This is a genomic window from Paenibacillus sp. PSB04 (assembly GCF_025809195.1).
Classification (GTDB): domain Bacteria; phylum Bacillota; class Bacilli; order Paenibacillales; family Paenibacillaceae; genus Paenibacillus_AQ; species Paenibacillus_AQ favisporus.
The window spans coordinates 6797548-6818675 of the sequence record NZ_CP081301.1; the positions used below are offsets into that span (position 1 = coordinate 6797548).

At 49.8% G+C, this 21128-nt stretch carries 23 protein-coding genes; 4 read left to right on the forward strand and 19 right to left on the reverse strand.

Translation table 11 applies throughout. The features are described 5' to 3' along the window. Positions 1-191 precede the first annotated feature (191 nt). Positions 192-791: a TetR/AcrR family transcriptional regulator gene (locus K2F33_RS31185; RefSeq protein WP_263880490.1), complete on the reverse strand. Its 600-nt coding sequence runs from the start codon at positions 789-791 to the stop codon at positions 192-194. A gap of 95 nt (positions 792-886) precedes the next feature. Between K2F33_RS31185 and K2F33_RS31190 the strand changes: the two genes are divergently transcribed. Then, positions 887-1612, forward strand: a complete 726-nt coding sequence (locus tag K2F33_RS31190) for an SDR family oxidoreductase (RefSeq protein WP_212982978.1) — start codon at positions 887-889, stop codon at positions 1610-1612. Positions 1613-1742: 130 nt separating this feature from the next. Here K2F33_RS31190 and K2F33_RS31195 read toward each other — a convergent pair whose 3' ends face one another. The 4 genes from K2F33_RS31195 to K2F33_RS31210 all read right to left on the reverse strand — a co-directional run bounded on the left by K2F33_RS31195 (position 1743) and on the right by K2F33_RS31210 (position 4098). After that, positions 1743-2537 carry a phosphotransferase enzyme family protein gene (locus K2F33_RS31195; RefSeq protein WP_263882489.1) on the reverse strand — a complete coding sequence of 265 codons (795 nt, stop codon included), beginning with the start codon at positions 2535-2537 and terminating at the stop codon, positions 1743-1745. Positions 2538-2549: 12 nt separating this feature from the next. After that, positions 2550-2735 carry a hypothetical protein gene (locus K2F33_RS31200; RefSeq protein ID WP_263880491.1) on the reverse strand — a complete coding sequence of 62 codons (186 nt, stop codon included), beginning with the start codon at positions 2733-2735 and terminating at the stop codon, positions 2550-2552. 70 nt (positions 2736-2805) lie between these two features. After that, on the reverse strand, positions 2806-3432 hold the full coding sequence (locus K2F33_RS31205; protein ID WP_263880492.1) for a hypothetical protein: 627 nt from the start codon (positions 3430-3432) through the stop codon (positions 2806-2808). A gap of 147 nt (positions 3433-3579) precedes the next feature. Continuing rightward, on the reverse strand, positions 3580-4098 hold the full coding sequence (locus K2F33_RS31210) for a DinB family protein (RefSeq protein ID WP_263880493.1): 519 nt from the start codon (positions 4096-4098) through the stop codon (positions 3580-3582). Between the two features lie 127 nt (positions 4099-4225). On the opposite strand from K2F33_RS31210, the gene K2F33_RS31215 reads away from it, so the two are divergent. Further along, positions 4226-5176, forward strand: a complete 951-nt coding sequence (locus K2F33_RS31215) for a helix-turn-helix transcriptional regulator (protein WP_263880494.1) — start codon at positions 4226-4228, stop codon at positions 5174-5176. A 77-nt stretch (positions 5177-5253) separates the two neighbouring features. On the opposite strand, the gene K2F33_RS31220 is transcribed toward K2F33_RS31215, so the two are convergent. The 4 genes from K2F33_RS31220 to K2F33_RS31235 all read right to left on the reverse strand — a co-directional run bounded on the left by K2F33_RS31220 (position 5254) and on the right by K2F33_RS31235 (position 7848). Beyond that, positions 5254-6249 (reverse strand): anti-sigma factor, encoded by a 996-nt coding sequence (locus K2F33_RS31220; protein WP_263880495.1) that lies wholly within the window; start codon positions 6247-6249, stop codon positions 5254-5256. Further along, a complete protein-coding gene (locus tag K2F33_RS31225; protein WP_263880496.1) occupies positions 6239-6736 on the reverse strand; it encodes an RNA polymerase sigma factor in 498 nt (165 codons plus the stop codon). The genes K2F33_RS31220 and K2F33_RS31225 overlap by 11 nt, the downstream gene beginning before the upstream one ends. A 159-nt stretch (positions 6737-6895) precedes the next feature. Further along, entirely contained in the window at positions 6896-7438 is a 543-nt protein-coding gene (locus K2F33_RS31230) for a GNAT family N-acetyltransferase (RefSeq protein WP_263880497.1), read from the reverse strand. Between the two features lie 143 nt (positions 7439-7581). Then, entirely contained in the window at positions 7582-7848 is a 267-nt protein-coding gene (locus tag K2F33_RS31235; RefSeq protein ID WP_263880498.1) for a CD3324 family protein, read from the reverse strand. Positions 7849-8208: 360 nt separating this feature from the next. Between K2F33_RS31235 and K2F33_RS31240 the strand changes: the two genes are divergently transcribed. Continuing rightward, a complete protein-coding gene (locus tag K2F33_RS31240) occupies positions 8209-9177 on the forward strand; it encodes a stalk domain-containing protein (RefSeq protein WP_076169171.1) in 969 nt (322 codons plus the stop codon). Positions 9178-9361: 184 nt separating this feature from the next. On the opposite strand, the gene K2F33_RS31245 is transcribed toward K2F33_RS31240, so the two are convergent. From K2F33_RS31245 to K2F33_RS31270, 6 genes are all read right to left on the reverse strand, one after another. Beyond that, complete coding sequence (locus K2F33_RS31245; protein ID WP_144025371.1) at positions 9362-10075, reverse strand: glycerophosphodiester phosphodiesterase family protein; 714 nt, start codon at positions 10073-10075, stop codon at positions 9362-9364. A gap of 38 nt (positions 10076-10113) precedes the next feature. After that, complete coding sequence (locus K2F33_RS31250; RefSeq protein WP_263880499.1) at positions 10114-10980, reverse strand: carbohydrate ABC transporter permease; 867 nt, start codon at positions 10978-10980, stop codon at positions 10114-10116. After that, the gene (locus tag K2F33_RS31255; RefSeq protein ID WP_089546198.1) at positions 10981-11877 is read right to left on the reverse strand and encodes an ABC transporter permease; all 897 of its coding nucleotides are present in this window, start codon (positions 11875-11877) and stop codon (positions 10981-10983) included. It lies immediately after the preceding gene. An 86-nt stretch (positions 11878-11963) separates the two neighbouring features. After that, positions 11964-13493 (reverse strand): extracellular solute-binding protein, encoded by a 1530-nt coding sequence (locus K2F33_RS31260; RefSeq protein WP_256993117.1) that lies wholly within the window; start codon positions 13491-13493, stop codon positions 11964-11966. A gap of 119 nt (positions 13494-13612) precedes the next feature. Beyond that, positions 13613-15451 carry a cache domain-containing sensor histidine kinase gene (locus K2F33_RS31265; RefSeq protein WP_089546195.1) on the reverse strand — a complete coding sequence of 613 codons (1839 nt, stop codon included), beginning with the start codon at positions 15449-15451 and terminating at the stop codon, positions 13613-13615. Beyond that, positions 15448-16464 carry a response regulator transcription factor gene (locus K2F33_RS31270; protein WP_089546193.1) on the reverse strand — a complete coding sequence of 339 codons (1017 nt, stop codon included), beginning with the start codon at positions 16462-16464 and terminating at the stop codon, positions 15448-15450. The genes K2F33_RS31265 and K2F33_RS31270 overlap by 4 nt, the downstream gene beginning before the upstream one ends. A gap of 186 nt (positions 16465-16650) precedes the next feature. Between K2F33_RS31270 and K2F33_RS31275 the strand changes: the two genes are divergently transcribed. Continuing rightward, positions 16651-17655, forward strand: a complete 1005-nt coding sequence (locus tag K2F33_RS31275) for an aminoglycoside phosphotransferase family protein (RefSeq protein ID WP_089546191.1) — start codon at positions 16651-16653, stop codon at positions 17653-17655. Between the two features lie 125 nt (positions 17656-17780). On the opposite strand, the gene K2F33_RS31280 is transcribed toward K2F33_RS31275, so the two are convergent. The 4 genes from K2F33_RS31280 to K2F33_RS31295 all read right to left on the reverse strand — a co-directional run bounded on the left by K2F33_RS31280 (position 17781) and on the right by K2F33_RS31295 (position 21122). Then, a complete protein-coding gene (locus tag K2F33_RS31280; protein ID WP_089546190.1) occupies positions 17781-18377 on the reverse strand; it encodes a TetR/AcrR family transcriptional regulator in 597 nt (198 codons plus the stop codon). A 68-nt stretch (positions 18378-18445) separates the two neighbouring features. Beyond that, complete coding sequence (locus K2F33_RS31285) at positions 18446-19921, reverse strand: FAD-dependent oxidoreductase (protein ID WP_089546188.1); 1476 nt, start codon at positions 19919-19921, stop codon at positions 18446-18448. A 254-nt stretch (positions 19922-20175) separates the two neighbouring features. Next, the gene (locus K2F33_RS31290) at positions 20176-20700 is read right to left on the reverse strand and encodes a P-loop nucleotide/nucleoside kinase family protein (protein WP_089546186.1); all 525 of its coding nucleotides are present in this window, start codon (positions 20698-20700) and stop codon (positions 20176-20178) included. A gap of 65 nt (positions 20701-20765) precedes the next feature. Further along, a complete protein-coding gene (locus tag K2F33_RS31295) occupies positions 20766-21122 on the reverse strand; it encodes a VOC family protein (protein WP_089546185.1) in 357 nt (118 codons plus the stop codon). Positions 21123-21128 lie beyond the last annotated feature (6 nt).

Below are 21128 nucleotides of genomic sequence, written 5' to 3' on the forward strand. Positions count from 1 at the left end.
CCCCTTCCGGACTTATTAAAATACTTTTAATAAGCAATAACATAAATGATTTTGCTGTATCTGTCTACCCATTGATCCTGATCGGGTGCTAAAGCTGGATGACCTTTTACCAAGACACGGGACGCTGCAAGTAATTAACGCCATGCAAAAAAAGCCGACCGATTTTTAAAATCAGCCGGCAAATTTTATTTTTAGTTCTTCGGACGCGGGGAATCGAATAAGTACGATACGAGGTTATCCACAAAAGGATCCTCCAGGGTCGAATGCCGGTTCAGAAGCCGATACCACATCGGTCCATAACACAAGTCCGCGATAAGCTCCAAGTCTGTATCCCTGGGCAATTCGCCACGCTGCTGTCCCCGCTCCAACAACCGAATCAAGGCTGCTCTGCGCGAAAAGATAAAGTTGTCACGAAAGGCTGCGGCAAATTCAGGGTTAAATTGGGCTTCCGCCATCAAACTGCATACGATTTCATCCTTTCCTTCCATCAGGGAACGGAAGGTCCGCTTTAAATATTCAAGCACATCGCTCTTGAGATGGCCTGAATCCGGCAGGCCGATCTCCGTGTCCGCGTGCAGTTTCAGCGCCTCCATTACGATAAAAGGAACGCCAGGCCACCAACGGTATAACGTAGGCTTTCCTACACCAGCCTCTTTTGCGATTTTTTCCATCGTTAAGCTCGGGTACCTGCCCGATTTGAGAAGGTCAAGAGTCGCCTTCATCACGGCTTCATACGCTTTTTGGCTTCTTGGCCGACCTACAGCTGTTGTTTTGTCTTGCTCAGTATCCATGATAGCTCCCTTAAAATAATTTATTTACAGAACGTTACGTAATATATTATAATTCAAACCAGAACTTCAATCAAGCACAGTGAGGAGTCGATCCAATGGAACAATCTTTAAAAGGTCAACGTGTCATTATTATGGGTGGAACATCGGGAATGGGGCTGGCATCAGCCCGGTTGTTGGTCGAATTGGGTGCTGACGTCATCGTCACGGGGCGGGATCAGGCCAAGTTGGAGACCGCTCTTCAACTTCTGGGGTCTGGCGCTAAAGGAGAGCAGCTTAATGCAGCTTCTTACGAAGATCTGAAATCTTTTTATGAACGTCAAGGAAGCTTTGATCACCTGGTCATTGCGGTCTCGGGGGCTAAAGGTGGCGGAAACTTCCGTGAACTCTCGCTCGATGAATTGCGCAGCGGCTTCGATGCCAAGTTTTGGCCGCAAGTGACGTCTGCCCAGCTCAGCCTGAATACGTTGAGCGGCAGCGGCTCGATCACCTTCCTCACTGCGATTTCGGCCCGTTCCCATGCGCCAGGCAATGCTGGACTCGCTGCGATTAACGCCGCCCTGGAGTCTATGGTTCCCATATTGGCACAAGAGCTGGCACCTGTACGCGTTAACGCTATATCTCCTGGTGTCGTGGATACGCCTTGGTGGAATTGGCTGCCGAAAGATCAAAAAAACGCCGCGTATGAATTTTACAAAGAGCAGGCCCCGGTTAACAGAATAGGCCAGCCGGAGGATATTGCCAAAGCGGTCCGTTACTTAATCGATAACACGTTTGTGACCGGAACCGTGCTGGAGGTGGACGGCGGGCTGCGACTTCGGTAGCACCGATGCATCCGACAACGTCCTCATCATGGAATCATGCATATCTTTATAACGCTGAACAGGCTGCCGTTATGAAGCGGCAGCCTGAGTGCTAACTTTCGATGCACAAACATAAATGATTTTTGATCATTTAAAAGAACTCGTCGATCAATGACATTCCTTTCGTTATTCGCATCTGACTGCCCTGCAAAAAGTCGCGGGTCCAATCGTCCGGTTCACGTAAATCCCAGCTCCGGTGCATACCGACGAATACAATGATTTCACGCAGTCTAAGGAAGAGCGGCAGAAGGTCTTTCCAGCCATCAGGCATAGTACGCCCATCCGCGGTATAGCCACGCACGAAATGTTTGATAAAAAGTTCATACTGCGCCTTCCGTTCGGATTTCGAATCTTCCCCATAAACATACAGCAAGTAATATAGCTGAACGGCGATGTCTTCGACATACCAGCTGTACTGGCATTCGTCGAAGTCGAAAAGTGTGATTCCTCCAGCTTCATCCACCATAAAATTCCCGACATTCATATCCCCGTGAATCAAACCAAATTGATCCTCTGCAGATGGCAGGACAGCCAGCTGTGCTTTAAGCTCATCCAGGGCCTGAAGAATCGGTTGATGCTCTGAGGGCAGCACATTTTTGGCTTGCGAGAGGTATTCATTAGACTTCCAAGTATGTCTTCTGAGCGTTGGGTTATAACGCTTCGACAGTTCATGAAGATGTCCGGTGATGCGTCCGCATTGTTCATAAAGCAAGGCGTTTCCTAAACACTCCGGGTACCCGATTTTACGACCACTCGCGTGCCTGAATGACGTCACGTAGAAATCAATGGCATTCCCTTGCACTTGTTCGATGTCTTTCCCTTCAACTGAAGATACCGGTTCTGAAACAGAAAGTCCTTTCGCCGAAAGATAACGAATCCATTCGATCTCAGCCGCAAGTCAATTCCATGTGCGAAGCGTGCTCGGGGTGAAACGGAGGATATATTTTGAATCGCCATCCATGTAGGAATAAATAAAGTTCTGAAAGCCGCCGATGAAAGTCAGCTCCTTTGAGCTAACGCCAAACAGCGCAGCTCCTTCCGTAGCATGCTCGTCCTTGAACATTAATTTTATTTGGGGGTCCATGATTTCTCCTTGTGAATACAAAGGTTCATAAGATATTAGGAAACACGCTAGAACTTTGCCTTAAAGGTTATTAATCCTCAAACTGTAAGGTGAATACGAGTGCCCACTTCGTTTGGCTTAACGATTCCGTTGAAAGATCCGATGTACGCATGGTATTGGAGCTTGTGGCTTGCATGCCAAACACATGCACGGCCTGCTCGGCCGTAAACGAACGCGGCTCTGCATCCTGGATCAATCCTCGGGCCGTCAGCTTTTTGTCCCAAGGAATCTGAAATGTGAGTAGGCTAGATCCTGAGCGGCCAATCGTGCTGACCTTTATGATTGCAGACTCGTCCTTCTCCCCCATGGTTACCGTGTCAATGGATACGATCACTTCTATTTCGTTATTCTTCTGCTCATCAGAACTGTAGAACACATCCCCGATCGAGCCTGCGGAATCTACTCTCCGTCCTTCCTTCCAAATGTCTATGTCCAAATTAGCGATCGGCTGGCTTCCTTCATATTTCAGCTTAAATGCACCGGACATCGCCCCGAGGAACGGCTGAAACTTGGCTGCCTCCCCCTTAAACAAATCAACGGGCACCAGCTCTATTTTGGCAGGGCTAGATTCCCTATCAGGTGACGTCGTTTCCTTACTCTCTGCAAAACATCCCGTTAAGACGAAAAAGATGATCAATATGCATGCTTTTAAGCGCATGTTACCTCCCCAAAGATGTTCTCATAATCCCAAATTGTACCATAAATTGCGTTATAAATGAGGTTATCCGCGCGGTTAGCGAAAAAAAGCAGCCGATCGTTGGGATCCGCTGCTTTGATTTGCTTTATAGTTTTGGTGGGGCACACTTCATAACGTCCACGACTTTGACGCAGGTCCGTACAGATCATACATCGAAACCGGTAGGCCAAGCTGCTTCATATAGGTAAACATTTGGCCGCGGTGATGATAAATATGCGTCGTAATCTCGATCAACCATTTGATCTGAACAGAAGGCTGGTGCTTGGCAAAAAAAGGTGCGGTCGATTTGTGCAGCAGGTCTGCCTCATCCAAGTTGTTCATGTAGTCTTTTAACGCTGAGACTCCGCGATGCATAACCTCTGACAGGGCAGCTGCGTCTTTTACATGCATAACGGACATGACCAGACTTCTAACCTGCTCCATGGGTTGTTCCTGCAAAATAGCCAGTTCTTGCTCGGGGACCTGAACAAGATGGCGGGCAAGCTCGATTAAGCTCCGCATGTTCTCGCGAGGACGATACTCCCAGTGCTCCTCCTCAATCATGGAGAGCAGCGAGGCGGTTGTCGTGAGCGCCAGCTCCATCTCTTCAAACAGCAAATCCTTGATGCGGGATACTTCCGGATTCATGTCTCTCATCCTTTCTTCGGGGCAGAGGATCATTACGAGCATGAATATAACACCTAAATAAGTCAGAACTTGGCTTATTTTATGTGATAATATGGATGAAAAATATGTGGCGAGGGATGAGCGTGTAATGATCAAATCACAGCGCCTGATTCAATTAATGATGGTGATTAACGCCAAAAGGTCGTTTACGGTCAGAGAGCTTGCCGACGAGTTCGGCTTGTCTCCACGGACGATTACCCGGGATTTACAGGAACTGAGCGAAGTAGGGTTTCCGATTTATTCCGTGCAAGGGCGCGGCGGCGGTTACCGACTGCTTCAAGAAAGGATGCTTCCGCCGATTGCCTTTTCAGAGAACGAAGCGGTCGCCGTATTTTTTGCCTGCCAATCCCTGCAGTACTTTGGTTCCGTTCCCTTTGACGAGAGTGCGGCTTCGGCGATTCACAAGTTTTATCACTACTTGCCTGCCGATGCGAAGGCGCAGATCGACCGGCTGCGAAATCGGGTCGTCATTTGGAATCCTAATCGGACGATGTCCGCCGACTGCCTCCAGACTCTGCTGCAAGCGATCATGAACGACAGCGTCGTGACCATTGCGTATAAATCCGGCGATGGCGTCACGCAAAGAGATATTCAGCCCATCGGTCTCTATGCGAGCGAGGGATACTGGTATTGTCCGGCCTATTGCTTCCTCCGCCAGACCTACCGGCTTTTCCGCGCAGACCGAATCAGCTTTGCGAGTCTGAATGGCGGCTTTCCTGGCCGGAAGGATCTGGGCGGACGATCCGTATTCGATTGGATCACACCGGATTTGACCCGCTTTGAGCAGCAGTGCGATTTGATCGTCGATCTAACAGAGGAAGGCGTACGTTCGCTTGAAACCAACGTCTGGTTCAGTTCTCACATAGAAATTCATGAAGATGGAAGAGGTACTTTACGCATGCGGATCCCCGTTCAGAAAATCGAATTTTTCACGGATTTGATTTGGCCCTTAGGGGGAGAAGCAAAGATCGAGGGGCCTGTAGAAGCGGTAGAATATATTCGGCAAAAAATAGATAGGATTACTAAATGCTATTTTTGATCCCATGAGTTAAAAAGAAGGCAGCCGTTCGCACTGACCGGATACCTTCTTTTCCTGATGAAGTCGGGACACTTCACTCATCTGTCGACGGTTGCACCCATGACGGCTGCTTTTACATAGGGTTGGCCCTGCAATGCTTTCAGGCTCTCAGCCGTTCCGGTTACGACAACGCCAAACAGGCGCACGTCGCTTGTTTCCGGTTGTTCCTTATCCTTGCGTAAATAATCATAAATCCGCTTAAATTCCTGCTTATATTTTCGATTGTGATGCACTCCATATTCCAGTGCGCTAAGAAAATCCTTTTCAGAAATATCATTACGATCCGGATGAACGCCAAAACCGTATACGCTGCTCGCCCAGTCAGGAAACGGATCAACAACGGATCCATCAGGCATTTTAGCGGCCGTATAGGGCTTCATATCCGAGTAAGTATCTACCCAATACCACACGGGATGGACACCTGGCGGAAGCATCGCCTTGATCTGCTCTACCGAATAATTTTTATCAAAAGAAATGCCCATTTCAACCCGCTTCCGTCCATCCATGTCCTTCAGCTGCGGAAGCTCGTTAAGATAGTTCGCATATTTCACACTTGGAAGATAGAACAGCATCTCTCTCTCGCCGTTATAACGGTTATAGGGGCGTGAATAATGAAATCCTTTGGCCTTCATTTCTGGGTCCATAAGCGACAGGTCAGAATAGTCGCCGAAAAAGCGGGAAAAACTTCCCCATGAGCTAAAATCGTAGTTTTCCTCCCCCCAGATGACCGGGACTCCCTCTACAACCTTATATGTCCGATATTCAAGCGTACCATGAAGAAAGCCGTAGTTAATCTGGAAACCTAATATATACTGATTCGGACCACTGATCGCTTTAAGCATCTCAATGTCACGCATTGCATGTTTTTCGCTTCTGTACTGAAGCTGTAAATTCGCAAACCACCCTCCCGCAAGGATAAGCAGAGTTACAGCTAACGAGATACTTACGTTCCTTGCAATCGTTCTGCGGCGTGCCTTCCTGACGAGAGCCGACAGCTTCGCCCCATCATCAAAGCTGGATTCGTTATCGTTCATCGTACAGTCCTCCATATTTTTTCTGAAATAGTTTGCGTGCCCGATATAGGTACGTCTTCACCTTCTCCTCACGAATGGCTATGAGTTCAGAGATTTCTTTATAGCTAAAACCCAGTTCGTATTTTAAAATAAGCAGCTGTTTATAGATCGGAGCCAGCTCTTCCATCACCTTTTCGATCTCTTCTCTCCGTTCCTTTCGCAGCAGGATTTCCTCTGGAATTTCACTGCCTTCCACATTCGCCTCTTCCATCGAAATCTCGATTCGTTTGCGTTTTCGGAGCATGTCGTAATATCGATTGAGTGCGACCCGGTACAGCCACGCCGAAAACTTATCAGGCCCGATGGAATCAATATACAGGAGACCTTTATATACCGCGTCCTGGACGATATCCTCGGCGTCAGCCCTGCTTGCCCCCAGGCGAATCAGGTACCGCTGAATCTGTTTCATTTTATCCTGCATCAGCCGCAGCATCTGCTCGTTATCCACTTTCAACCTCCCTCCAAGCAGTACAACGTTTGGATAGGTGCATATGTATACAAGTGCGGCAAAAATGATATCTCGTCTCGTAGAATCGGACCTATCGGTGGATCGCAACAGCCATGAATTAAACAAAAAAACAGCCGATCTTATCGATCAGCCGCCCGGCTACTTATTTGTAAAATTGAACACCTTTGCCGCACCGATCTCAGCCCGCAGTTCCTTGTCCTCTTCCGTGAACCTGTTGTTCGTATAACGCGCGAGGGTTTTTCTCCAAAAATGAATGGTCCTTGAATTCCTCTCTGTCGGGGTCGTGTAGATCAGCCATTTTCCCTGGAACCGGTTGAAGATTTGGGTTATGGCCTCCTCGGCAACGCCCTGACCCCGGAAAGGCTGCAGTATAAAATATTCGTTCACCAAAAGGTTGCTGTCATCCTCCACATAAGGAGGTGTGGCAATCAATGCGAATCCTGCGGGCACTTCGTCGACCCGAATCAAGAAAGGAAAAAGGCACTCCTCTTTTTCCCACCAAATATCAAACTCGGGCATTTGCTGCTGAAGCGTTTGAATAGCATCGCTGTCTTCAAAGACGCCATACCGATTGGGAAGCACGTTACGGATCCCTGCTAAATCGTGAAGGTACAGGGGGTAAAGGTTATAGATGATTGATTGTGTATCACGCCCGCTTAATTCAACCGTTATTTTCGCCATGTTGGATCCTCCTCAAAGAGCCTTTTATCTATTACCGTAAAGTATATCGGCTGGCGCTTTGAAACAATAGGCAGAGAATACACATAACCATTTAGGATACAAAAAGGGCTCGCGCTGGTTTGATCACACGCAAGCCCCTGGCATTATTTTTTCTGGTATACGATCTTTCGGATCGTTTCTACCGCGAGGCAATAGGACTGGGAGAGCTCCTCCACATCAATTCCTTTACGGAACGATTGCCTGATCTCTAGATTGCGTTTCCGCAGATAGTCCCGCTGTCCCGAAAGCTGGCCCCATTTTTTGCGGCCATCCTCGCGAGAAGGTATATAGATCGTCCTGCCTTGGACGTATTTTTGAATTTCCTGAAGCAGCTGTTCAGGTAAAATGTCGCTCGCAGATACATATTTCATTGGCTTCGCCCTTTCATCTAAGTGAGTTGCAGATGGTAAGGTAGCAAAGCCTGCATGACAAACATCCTGCTAATGAATTGAAAATGATGCGGTTAATAGATAAGGCTCCATGCAAAACAACCGCCGCTGTTTGTCATATAGACTCTGCATGGAGCAAAGATGTAAACTTTGCATCGGGTAAGCTTTTGGATTCAGTAGGTCCTGAACCGGCATCATCACGATATTCCTCTCTTTCGGTTATTCATCTGCCTAGTAGTTTCCACATGATATCTGTGGATTCCTTTGACTCTAGCAAAAAAATGAGACAAATCACTGCAATTCAGGTATATTCAAGGAAAAGATTCAAATGGAGGAAGAATTTTGAAGAAAATTGTCATGATATTGCTGGCTTGTGTGCTGGGGATTTCGGTAATCACGAATGGACAAAAGGCGGAGGCCAGTGGAGAGACAGAATCAGAGCTGCCTACCATCGAATTGAAAGATAAAGGAGTTATCCTATCAGGTCAAACCATGCTTCCCATTGGCCAGCTATTTAAAGAATTGGGCCTGCAACTGCAGTTTGATCCCAAACAGGGAAACATCGGCTATACCATCGGGGATATCAAGGTCACCGCTAAGCTGAATGTTAAGTCCGTGTCGATTAATGGAGCAAAAAAGCTGTATACTGTCCCTCCTCAGCTCATCGAGGGCAAGTTGATGCTTCCCCTCCGGATGATAACGGACACGCTGAATGCAAAGACAACAGTAGATTACACCAGGCCTATAAATGAAAAAACAAAGCCGATCAGCTACGTTATGCTCACCACATCAGCCAAGAAAGTTATCATTTTTATTAATAACGCCTATGAAACCTATAAAAAATATATAGGCAAGACTGTTTGGATTCACAGCTACCGGGTGCAGATGAAACTAACGGAACTTGACGGAACGCCAACTAAATCGGTTCACAATTTGTCGCAAGTTAAGATCATCAAGGTAGAAAGCGATGAACTAATTACCGGCTGGGTTGACGTATACTTTACTTATCAAAACAAAACATATAAAATCAAGAGCCTTCACACCGAGGATTTCCAAAAGGTAATTTCGACCGTTAACCCTTATAAAACCTTTAACTTTCCAAGTTCATCTTGGAAGCTCATCGAAAATAGCCAGGTTCGTGTAGGGATGACCGGCAAGATGCTCGAATTATCCTGGGACAAGCCGGACCGGATCCTTAATTCGGGGAATCATACCGTAACCTGGATCTACGACATCGCACCACCAAAATTGTTTATCTACGTAACGCTGAAAAACGGCGCTGTAACCTCCTATTCTTTGGAGGAGAAATAAGGTTCTCTTCAATCTCATATTAGAGTTCGGAAAAATACGATCCAGAAAAGGGAAGCGCAAGAATTAGCGCTTCCCTTTTCTTATACTAAACACTCATCAGCTATAACAACTATCTCCAAATGTCACCATTAGTCATAGCAGTAATACCCGTGGACAAAACGCTACGGAAACCAAGACTCCTCTTTCAATCCCACAAAATCGTATCCGTCGTTATATAGGCCGCACCCGCCTCCTCAAACGGCCGCGAAATCTCCCGCTCGTTTACGGTCCAGATCGACACGTCAACTCCGGCCTTGCTGCAGTTTCGCACGTCATCCGGCGTCGCCGAACGATAGTCGTAATCCAGAAAAGCAGGCTGCAGCCGGCCGATGAGCTCAAGGTCTGCTTCGCTTGGCGGCTTCGCCGATAGAAAGCCGAGCGGCACCGCCGGATCGATGGCACGCACCTTCAACAGATCGTTGGCATTGAAGCAGATGAAGCTCATTTGTCCCATCATGCCGGAGCCGCGGACCAGCTCAACGAGCCTTTCCAGATCGCGATCCTGGTGGTATTCCTCGATCTCGACGAATGCGTGCATGCCGTATTTGACGCATACGGACAATACTTCCTCCAGTGCCGGGATTTGCAGGCCGGAATAATCGCTGATCCCGTTTCCGGAGGTGATGCTCAGCCCTCGGATCTCGGCAAACGAGAAATCCTTCGTCCTCCCCGATCCGTTCGTCATCCGGTCTACGGTACGGTCATGATGAACAATCCAGCGGCCGTCCGTCGTGCAGTACGTATCGCATTCGATGCCCCAGAATCCCGATCGTCCCGCCAGTTCAAAAGCCGCGACGGTATTCTCAGGCGCCTGCATACTAAGCCCCCGATGGGCTACATACTTCGGTTGCTGATTCACCTGTTTTCACCCCATGATCCGAATTTTTGTTGCTGTCCTCATCCTTTAATCGAACCGAGCATAACCCCTTTGTTAAAGTATTTTTGCAAAAAGGGGAATATGATCAGCAGCGGCAGCGCCGTTAACATGATGGCTGCCATTTTGGCTGCAGGCGTATATTTATACAATACAGTGGACGCGTTGGAGATGGAAGGGTCATCCTCAACGAGCATTAGCCTCAGAAAGACCTGCAGCGGCATAAGCTTCGCATCGTTTAAATATATAATAGCGGAAAAATACGTATTCCAGTTGCTCACCAGATAAAACAACGTAAAGGTCGCAATGACCGGCATAGACAACGGCACGATGATTGATAGAAACAGGCGCCACTCTCCGCTCCCGTCGATCCGGGCCGACTCCTCCAACTCAAGCGGCATGGACTGAAAAAAGCTTCTCATCACAATGACGTTGAACGCGGCAATCGCCGAGCTAAGCCAGATCGCCCAGAAACTGTCCAATAGATGGAGCGATCGAACGACCAAATAGGTTGGAATCATGCCTCCTGAGAACAGCATCGTGAAAAATACAATAAAATTCATTGTACTGCGCAGCTTTAACCATCGCTTGGACAGCCCGTAGGCCATAAGGGAGGTCAGCACGATATTCAGCGCCGTCCCTCCCAAGCTGATGATCACTGCATTGCGGAATGCTAGGGTAAAGCCCGGATGGGCCAGCAAATACAAATAACCGTCCAAGGTAAACTGCTTCGGAATGACGAAGAATCCCCGCGTTAAATACTCGTACTCCGTCGAGAACGAAACCGCAAGCACGTAGAACAATGGAAAAATCGCGATCGCGGCCGCCAGGAAAAGGATGAAATAAACAAGACACGTGAAGAACAGATCGGGCCCTTTTGCCTGCCGCATTTAAAATACCCCCTCCTGGCCGAATCTCTTGGCGAGCCGGTTCACACCCCATACCAGCACCAAACCGACCACGGATTTAAATAAACCGACGGCCGTCGAGTAGCTGTAATCGCCTTCGATCAGACCCTTTTTGTATATAAAAGTCTCAAACACCTCGGACACCTCTTGGTTCATCGGGTTCTGCAGCAGGAAAATATGCTCGAAGCCGAGGTCCATCATGTGCCCGAACCGTAAAATAAACATGACGACAATGACGCCCCGCAAGCCGGGCAGCGTAATATGCCACACCTGGCGCCATCGGTTCGCGCCGTCCATCTTAGCCGCTTCGTACAGCGTAGGTTCGATGCCCGACAGGGCGGCCAGGAAAATAATCGCTCCCCACCCGGCCCCCTGCCAAATGTTCTGTAACAGCCACACCCACCGGAAGTAGCGGGGATCCGTCATCAGTTCAATTGGGCCCAGCCCCCAGTCCTCCAATAGCTGATTGATGCCTCCGGAGCCGGTGGCGAAGAGCACGATCGTAATACCGACGATCACGACCCACGATATAAAGTTGGGTGCATACAGAATGGTTTGGACCGCCGCCTTCATTCGTCTGGCTCTCAATTCATTCAACAGCAGAGCGACGAGGATCGGGGCTGGGAAAAAGAACAGCACATCCAGCAAATTGAGCAGCAGCGTGTTTTTGAGAAGCAGCAGGAAGTCGCCTTCAGCAAATAATCTGCGGAAATAATGAAGACCTACCCATTCGCTCCCCATTATTCCCTTGAAGGGACTATACTTCATAAAGGCGATCGAGATCCCGAACATCGGGATATATTTAAAAATGATAAAATAGAGCAGACCCGGCAGGATCATGAGATAAATGGGAAATGCCCTCTTCCAGTACGCTTTCATGTCTTCAACCTCCAACTCGCTGTATAGCCAGCCTGGAAATAAAAGGCCCCAGGCGGCCGCAGCCGCCCGGGACCTTCAGGCGAACGTTATGGATTCGCCGTGTATGCGGCATTCACTTCCTCGATAATCTGGTCTCCGCCGCTGCTCTTCCATTCTTTGATCGCTTCATCGATGCTCTCCACCGGCTTTTTGCCTGCGATAATTTCAATGACGGTTTTGTGGAAGCTTTCGTCGAGTGCCGTTCCTTTCTCCAAGTACGTATTGGACGAGAACAGATAGGCGTCGGACGCGTTCTTATATGGATACTTGCCAGCGTTATCAATGGATTGCTCCATCTCTTTAGCCCATGTGGGATCGCTCCACTTGTAGGTGTTGAATGTATTGGAATTGTTCCGCAATACCCAGTTCCACAAGAGACTTTGCCGCCCCTCGCCTTCGGCCTTCAACTCATCGGTCATTTCATAGGCTCCGCTGCTGTTTTTCTTGTAATGGATATTTTCAATCCCGTTCTTCAAGATGTCTTCCCCTTCCGGCGATACCCACCAATCAAACAACTGCAGGATGCGATCCCGCTTCTCGGCATCCACGTCCTTGCTCAGGACGACTTTGATCGTTCCGCTCGTTGGCGTCGGTGTTCCCCGCATCCCGTCCTTGCCCATCGGCGGCGCCAGCTCCACAAATTTGGCTCCAGGAGCAATCGTCTGCAGCTGCTGATTGGTTTGCTGGCTGAACTGGTAATGCATGTCGGCAAAGCCCACTTTGCCCTGCGCGTATTTCTCGTTAAAATTCGTGTTCGTAACAAAGTCTTTGTCGAGCACGCCTTCTTTATATGCACGGCTCATAAAGGTCAGGAACGCCTTCCATTCGTCCGATTGGACCTGCATCGGAATCAGCTTACCGTTCTCCTCCTTCCAGCCATTCGCGAGCCCAAATGGCGCGAACAGCTCCGGCATGCCCAGCAGGCTTGCATTGCCCAGCGCCGAGAATCCAAACGTATCGTTCTTCCCGTTGCCGTCCGGATCCTGAGTCGTGAAAGCTTTGGCCATATCATAAAATTGGTCGATGGTGAATGTATCAGGAGTTGGTACGGGAATTCCCAGCTTATCCAGCCAGTCCTTGCGGACGTAAATGGTATTCTGGGCTGTGGCATAGATCGGAATGCCGAAGATTTGGTCCTTCGGGTTCAGCAGCGCCCATTCTTCCGGTTTTGCGATGCTTTGCAAATGAGGATATTGGGCTAACTGAGGCTTTAAGTCCTGAAAAACGCCCTCCTCCACCCATTTCAAATACTGGCTTGGACTATCGATCCGCATCACGTCGGGCAGTTTGCCGGATGCCGCAATCACGTTCAGCTTTTCGTAAAAATTCGCATTCGGCACCCATTGAATTTGAAGGTCCACATTGAATTTGTCATCGATGTACTTGATGATCGGATGATTGTTGTCCGGCCAGCCCCCTCCTTTCCATGACGCAATCATCATGTCAATTTTGATTTTCTTGGGCTTGTCCTTATCTCCGTTCGTTCCAGATGCGGTACCCGTATCCTCCGATCCCGCGGATGAACATCCAACGGCCGCTAAAAATACGAGACTCATAACCAGGATGATTGAGAGCATTCGTTTCACTTCAGGTGACCTCCATTACCCATTGGATTTTGTCCTCTTCCATTTCAATATATCTTGCTGACAGGGGTCACTTTTTCACAAAATGATGATCTTTTTATCCAAATTTCCGATCATGGATTTATCTTTTTTGGGAATTTCAGCGTGACGACGCTTCCTTTACCCGGTATTGACTGTACGCGGACGCCGTAAGCTGAACCGTATTTCAGCACCATTCGGGCATGAACGTTAATGATTCCAACCGATTCCTCCTGAGCGAACGGCTCTGACTGCTGCTCTACCAGCTTCATTCGATGCATGATCCGCTCCAGGTCTTCCTCAGGGAATCCATTTCCGTTATCGGTGACGTCAATGACGAGGTCGCCCGCTCTCTCATAGGCTTCCACCGTAATTTGGGCATGGCCGTTTTTGGGTTCCACCGCGTACTTCACGCTGTTCTCCACGATCGGCTGCAGCGACAGCTTGATCATGCGGCAGTCCATGCAGGACTCAGGCACCGATATGCTGCTGTGAAAATGATCAAAGCGAATATGAATGATATCCAGATAATTGAGCAGATTCTGCAGTTCATCCCGCAGCAGCACTTCCGATCCGGGCATTTTCGAGGTATACCGGTAAACGCCCGCCAGGCGGGTCGCCATTTTTTCAATGGTCGGCACCTTCTCGATAAAAGCGATGCTCTTGATAATTTCCAGCGTATTGTACAGCAAATGGGGATTGATCTGGTTCTGAAGCGCCTGAATATGCGCATCCCTTTGCCGCAGCTGCAGCTTCATCTCATTGATCTCCAGACGATGGACGGTATGGATGAGCTCATTCAGCCTGGACGTCATCTGATTAAAGCTCCCGTTCAGCTGCTGTATTTCGTCCCTGCCGGGAACCACGATCGCACTGACTTTGGTATCGCCGGTTTCCACGCGCTTCATCAGATTCCTCAGGTGAAGAATGGGCTGGACCACTTGGCCGACCATCCTGGGGATAAAGAACAGCGATAACACAATGATGCCCGTCATCACCCACAACGTAGCTTTGCGGGCGAAGTCCAGGCCGCTGGCCATCTCGTGCATAGGCACGGAGGCGACCATATTCCAGCCGGTCACTTCCGAGCGATTGCCGGACATCAGAATTTTTTCCCCGTTTCGTTCGATGACGGCATCCTGCTTACCAAGAGGAAGGACGCCCAGAGCTGTGTCCTCCACGTGCCGGCCCGCCAAACTCACGTCCGGGTGATACACGATTTCGCCGCTCGAATCGACGATAAAAAAATACCCTGTTTTCCCAAGCCTCGTCTGTCCAAGAATATCCTGGACTTCCGTAATCGATAAAGCAATATTCAGATTGCCGATGAGCTTAAGCGAATTCGGATCAAATACAGGGACGATGAGCGTAATATAAGGGTATGCGGGCACAACCGCATCTTCATGGCGGTAATAGGAGGGAACGATTTTTAATTGATCGGACAAGGGGCCCACCATCCAAGGCGAGGATTCAATCATCGGATGGCTCAGGGAGTGATCTTTCGAATAAATCAGCCGGCCGTCCAGCGAACGGAGAACGATGCCCAGGACGTTGGAGTAGTTGATCGCGATATATTTCGACATGATGCCTTCGACCAGCGCTTCCTGTTCCCGGTTGAAATTCTCGCCGCTGATGAGCCATTTCTGAAGGAGACCGCTCTCCGGATTGTCGCCAAGCAGCGAATTCGAGGGCAATGGACCAGCAATCGAAGCGTAGGTCGATTGGGCCATTTGCGTAAAATACCGGTCCAGCTGATGATTAATTCTTGCGGTTGAGTCCTGGGCAATCGTGTAGAAATCATCCTTGGCTGATTCCGTGTAGTAGTAGGATGTGAAGCCCGCCATCAGTGCAATGGACACAAAACTCACCGACAGCACCAGCCCGAGGATCTTCGTCTTGAACGAAAATCGGTAATGCCAATGGCCCCATTTCATGATCCCATCCTCTTTCTGTATTCGAGGGGCGCCACCCCGGCAAGTGCCTTGAATACCCGCGTAAAATAGGGCGTAGACGAGTAGCCGACGATTTCCGCAATTTCGGATACGGCGTATGAAGTCGTTCGGAGCAGCTTTTTGGCCTCATCAACGCGCAAACGGTTGACGTAGCTGACAAGCGAGCTGCCCGTATGCTTTTTGAACAGTGCGCTGAAATGGGAGACGCTGAAATTCGTCAGGTTCGCCATGTCCGTGAGCGATAAGTTCGTTTTATAATTGGCGTCGATATACCGGCACGACTCGGCAATGGCCGCGGGTATGCTCGTTTTCGGTGTTCCCGGGTATCCAAGGTACCACTTTTCCAGCAGTGTCATGTAATATTTCAGGGTGGACGCATCATCGCCTGACTGATATTTCGGCACGTCCGTAAAGTCCAGGCCGAATTCATTCATCAGGTTCTTCAGCTTGTGCTCCATCATATTCAGCAGCCCGACCCGGGCATTTCTGTTCAGCAGATGCAGCCTTAAGATGGACTCGATGAATTGGCGCTGCTTTTGCATCACCGCATCGACCGCCAAGCCCTGGCTGTTATCCAGTAAAGACTGAAACTTGACGATGTAATCGTTCAGGTCCTTTAGCGACTCCAGCTTCTCCTTCGATCGGTTTAATGCCTCGGTCAGCGTTTCAAATTCTACCGGCTTCAGCAAATAGTCCGATACGCCATACGTCATCGCCTTCTGGGCATATTGAAAATTGTCGTATCCGCTAATAATGACCGATACGAGTGGAATGCGATGCTCAGCTATTCTTTTGATCAGAGATAACCCGTCCAGTTCAGGCATCATAATATCGGTGATCACGAGCATGGGCCATACTTCTTGAATCATGCTCCACGCTTCTTCCCCGTTGCTGCATTCTCCGACGACCTCGAATTCCTCCCCGGCCGTCTTCACCATCTGGACGATTCCTTTTAATACCCACGGTTCATTTTCGGCGATCAGAACGGTGTACATTTTGCGCTAAACCTCCATTGTTGGCCATTATCCAGGATGCTTGGGATGTCCTTTCTGACATCTTTTAAAAAAACCATTCGTGAACGAATGGTTTTTTCCTGCTGCATGACGGCCGGGTAATTACATCCGTTCCATGATAAAATATCCGGTATATCCTAAAAAAAGGTAAGGAGGCAGGAAGCTGCAATGGATGTAAGGCTATCAGAACGACTCATCGAAAAATGGGCATCGGCGAACGCCGATGCGATCGGCCTAGATCCCCATCATATCCAGGCTTCATACATCTATAATCCGGGAGGCTTCGGCAATTTGTCCCTCCGCTTGTCGGACGGCCGCACGCGGTTTCATGTTAAGCTGGCTCCGCCTGATCGGAGCGAGCGGCTGCAGCAGTGGGCGGGCGTCAGCGATTATCTTGCCGAACACTACGCCGCCCCCAAGCTGGTCCACAGAATTGAAAGCGAGATCATAGAAGGGTATCCGTACGGCCTTGTGTTCGAATATATCGAGGATGCGGTCCCGCTGGCGGAAGCGCCGAATTCGGAGGCTATTCTGACGGGCGTCATCGAGACCGCCTCCAGGCTGCATCGCGACGGCATTCTCCGCGGAATGCTGCCTGAAGCGGAAGTCCGCACTTATGCGGATGCATTTGAAGACGAGTACATATCCAGGTTTACGGAAGACTTGGAAGGAATCCGCGGATCCCGGGAGCTGCTGCGGGACTTCGTATCGGATGAGACCATTTTGTGGTTTGGAGAAGAGATCGAAAGGCTGAGGGAAACCGTCCGGCAGACCCCGGCATTTGGACTCCCTGCGCGCGATGTGGTTCATAACGATCTGAACGGAAACAACGTGCTGACTTGCGGCAAGGACAGCTTTCGGATCATCGACTGGGACGATCTTTCCGCCCAGGGAGATGCGGCGATGGACTATTCGGTTATGTTATGGCCGCTAAGGCATGGCCCATCATGGCCGGTTTGGAGGGAAAAGGTGTTGGCCACGGCAGGAGATACGGTTGCCCAGCGGCTTGAGCTGTATTTTCGGGCAAAACTGCTGGACGACGTCATTGACGTACTGGCCGATTACGTCGAGTCGGAGGAGGTCCCGGAACATCGGGAAGAGGCCCAGCGCAAGGCCAAAGCGGTCCATCTCCGCTCGTATCCGCAGTATCTCGCCCAGTATGGAGCCGGATAAGCAGGCAGCGTTAGAGGCTGGAAACGGATTGCTGTTCTTGAATAAGGAGAACACATCATAAAACTCTTTCCACCCGCCTTGATAGACGGGTAGGAAAGAGTTTTTTCACGATGTACAGACTGCGTTTATTTCCGGGCAACGAGCCGCATCAGCATGTCGGCCTTCGGAATTTGATACACCTTGCTTCCATTCGAATTGATGACCATCACACCGGAGAGGACGGATAAATAACAAACGATGAGCTCACGCGGATCTCCTTCCGCCAATTCCCCTGCCTGCTGGCCCTCTTCGAATAACGGAAGCAGCATATCCACATACGTATCCATAGAATATTGCTGTTGGAGCTGCTTGACTTGTTCAGGCACCCCGTCGGACGTGGCTGCCTGGTGAATCAGCATGAAGTATGGAGTGCCGTCTTCATTGAGGATTTCCGCCGTTAACGCCCTAATTCTCTCGAGCGGCGTTCCCGGCATGTCATAGACACTGCGCAGCGCCGCTTCCGATTCGGCCATCGCCTCCTGAACGAGTGACGTGAACAATTCGTCTTTGGATTTAAAATAATGGTACAGCAGCCCGTTGCTGATGCCTGCCGTCTCCGCGATCATACTCATCTTTGCGCTGAGGATGCCTTTGCGGGCAAACACCTGCAGCGCTGCCGCCTTGATTTGTTCTTTTCGTTCATCGCGAATTTGGTGCAATTGCTCTTCGTTTAATGGTGCCAATGTCAAGTACCCCTTTACCGGAAGCTACCGTTTTTTCTACCAGTATATCAAATCCATCTTGGCTATCGCTATGGTCTGACCAGCTCGAACGCCGATTCCGGGAACTGCGGGAGCATTTCTTCAAGAATCGTTTCAACCGGCTGGCTGTTGTCCGCTGTAAGACGGGAGAGCAGTTCCCTACCTTCTTCCGAATCGGTTAACACTTGGACTGCTGTTTCAGGGTTGAAAATGTTTCGGGGGGAAACCGCTAACGTATTGACCGCCCAATAGAGTCCATAGAACTTCCAATCGGGTTTGCTGACCGCATATCTCAGGAACAGCTCCATATATTCCCGGCTGAAGGCGTTCCTCTTGCTCGAATCCGTCCCATGGTATTCGACTCCCTCCCACCGGAGATCGGCCGTACAGTTCAGCCAGAACGCCGGCTCGATGGCCTCCTTGATGCGGCAGAGTACGCCATGCTCCCAATCCGACCGCTTCTCGGGGCGCTGTTCCCGCAAACAAGCCTCCAGGATTTCGACAGAGATGGCAGCCACGGTCATGCCCTGGCCGAAGATCGGGTCATAGATGCAGTAAGCATCTCCCAGGACCAGCAAGCCTTGCGGCCACTGCGGCATCTGTTCGTATCGATGGCAGTACAATTCCGGAACGCGGAAAGGTCTGGGTGACGCCATCGGTTCGAAATCGCGGACGAGTTCTGCGATCTTCGGGCTCGGAAGCTGCTCCAAGGCGCTCTCGAATTCGGCGGCATCCGTCGGAGGGTAATTCCCGCCCGGACGGGCGAGCAGCACTTCAGCCGTATCATTCTCGATAAAAGAGAAGACACTCGTATACGTACCGCTCGCCGGCTGCCCTTGAATGTTGATGACATCCCATTCATCGATCAAATGAGTCAGGTGCGGCGGTACTTTATAGCGGCGGGTGCTGTATCCGAGCGAAACTTTCAACAGATCCGGCTGGGGAACCTCGTAGCCCAGGTCCGTAAGCCAGCCCGACAGCTTTGAAGATCGCCCGCTTGTATCAATAACCAGGTCGGCCATCAGAGCTTTCTCCTGGCCGGACTGCTCGCGGTCTCTGGCTTGCACCCCCATTACCTCGGATCCGTCAGGACTCGTTAACAACCCCGTCACCTGGTGTTTCGTCAGAAATTTCACGTTGGAAATGGCTGCCGTCCGCTGCCGGATGACCCACTCCAGAATCGCTCTGCTGAATTTAAGATCATCCCGGTCGTACTTCATTTCCAGGGTGCCGTACTGGTTCATGAAATACGCGTTTTTGTTCAGTGAAGATGGGCAGCCGTTCGCGATCATATCCTGCTCATATCCAGGAAAGAGGCGTTCGATGACCGCTTTCCCCCGCGCCGTAAAGCGATGCGGATGGAATGCCTGAGGCGTTCCCGGCCGGACGTCCGGCCCAGTCGGATAGGCATCATTTTCGACGATCAGTACCTCTTTGAAATGTTCCGAGAGCACGCGTGCGGTCATGAGTCCAGCCATACCTCCACCGATGACGATGGCCTTGCTTGTGTTCGCCTTGGTAACCATAAATTGATTCCTCCCTAGTTTAGATTGACTCGTTCAGTCGATAATATTCCAAAAAAATATGAAGTTCCATAATTTAGATTGACTCAGTCAGTCAATGTCATTATGCGGTGATTAACAGTTATTGTCAACCCTTTTTTTCATGCATCAGCATTTGACTGTTCAGACACTTTCGGGCACAACAAAACGGCGGCCGGCGAAGACTTGAAGAATCGCAGTCTATCCCTGCGGCAGCCGTTGTTTAACCATGCTTTCCGTTACATTCCAATATGAACGTGAAACCTGTCATGTTGGATCACTCCTGCGGCAGTATCGGCCGGATCCTTTTGATTCGTATCCACAAGATAATCCGCATTGACTGCTGCAGACTTCAGTTTATTTAGCAAAAACAGCGAACGGTCCAGTAAATGTATATCCCCTCTCTTATGGAGACGCTCCTTTACCGTTTCTTCGTCTGCGTGCAGTACCGCATATTTGAGCTGAACGTTTAAATCGGCGATCTGCCGGCAGAACCACTCGAATTCATCTTCGACGACAAAGTCGATCACGACATGAAAACCGCTTTGGATAAAGTTTCTGGTGACCGAAAGGATATTCATCCAGGCCAAGCTCAGACGCTCCTCCCATGTCGGGGCAGGCTCCGTCATCTGCATGTGGAGTAAATCGTCGCCCACGATCAGCACACAGCGTTCCACGAGCCGAGCGAGCTCTTTCGCCGTTGTCGATTTTCCGACCCCGAGCGGACCGGAGATCAGATAGATTTGCTTCTTATCACCGTCCATATGTAATCTTCCTCCTCTCTATACAAAAGCCATCAGCTGCGTCTAACCTGTCCAATCGGCTGGGTTCAGACTTCTGTAATATGCCAGAGAACGCCGGCGGGATCCAGCAGGTGGATGGCCCGTCTGCCGTAAGGCTGGATTTCAGGAGGCTTGGCTTTCACGCCGTATTTTCCGATGACACCGGAGTGTTGAAGGTGGGTCCACCACGCATCCAAGTCCTGAACGCATAGCTCCAGCATATAGTTCATCTGCAATTCAGCGTTCTGATAGTTCTGTAAATGGAACTCCGTTTCGTCCATCCGGAAAATCGTAAGCTCATCGCTGGTGAAGATTTTTTTAAATCCCAAATCCTCATAGAACTGCACAGCAAGCGGATAATCCTCACCGGACGGAACAAAAGGCCTCAGCTTCAGCGCTTTCATCGTCAT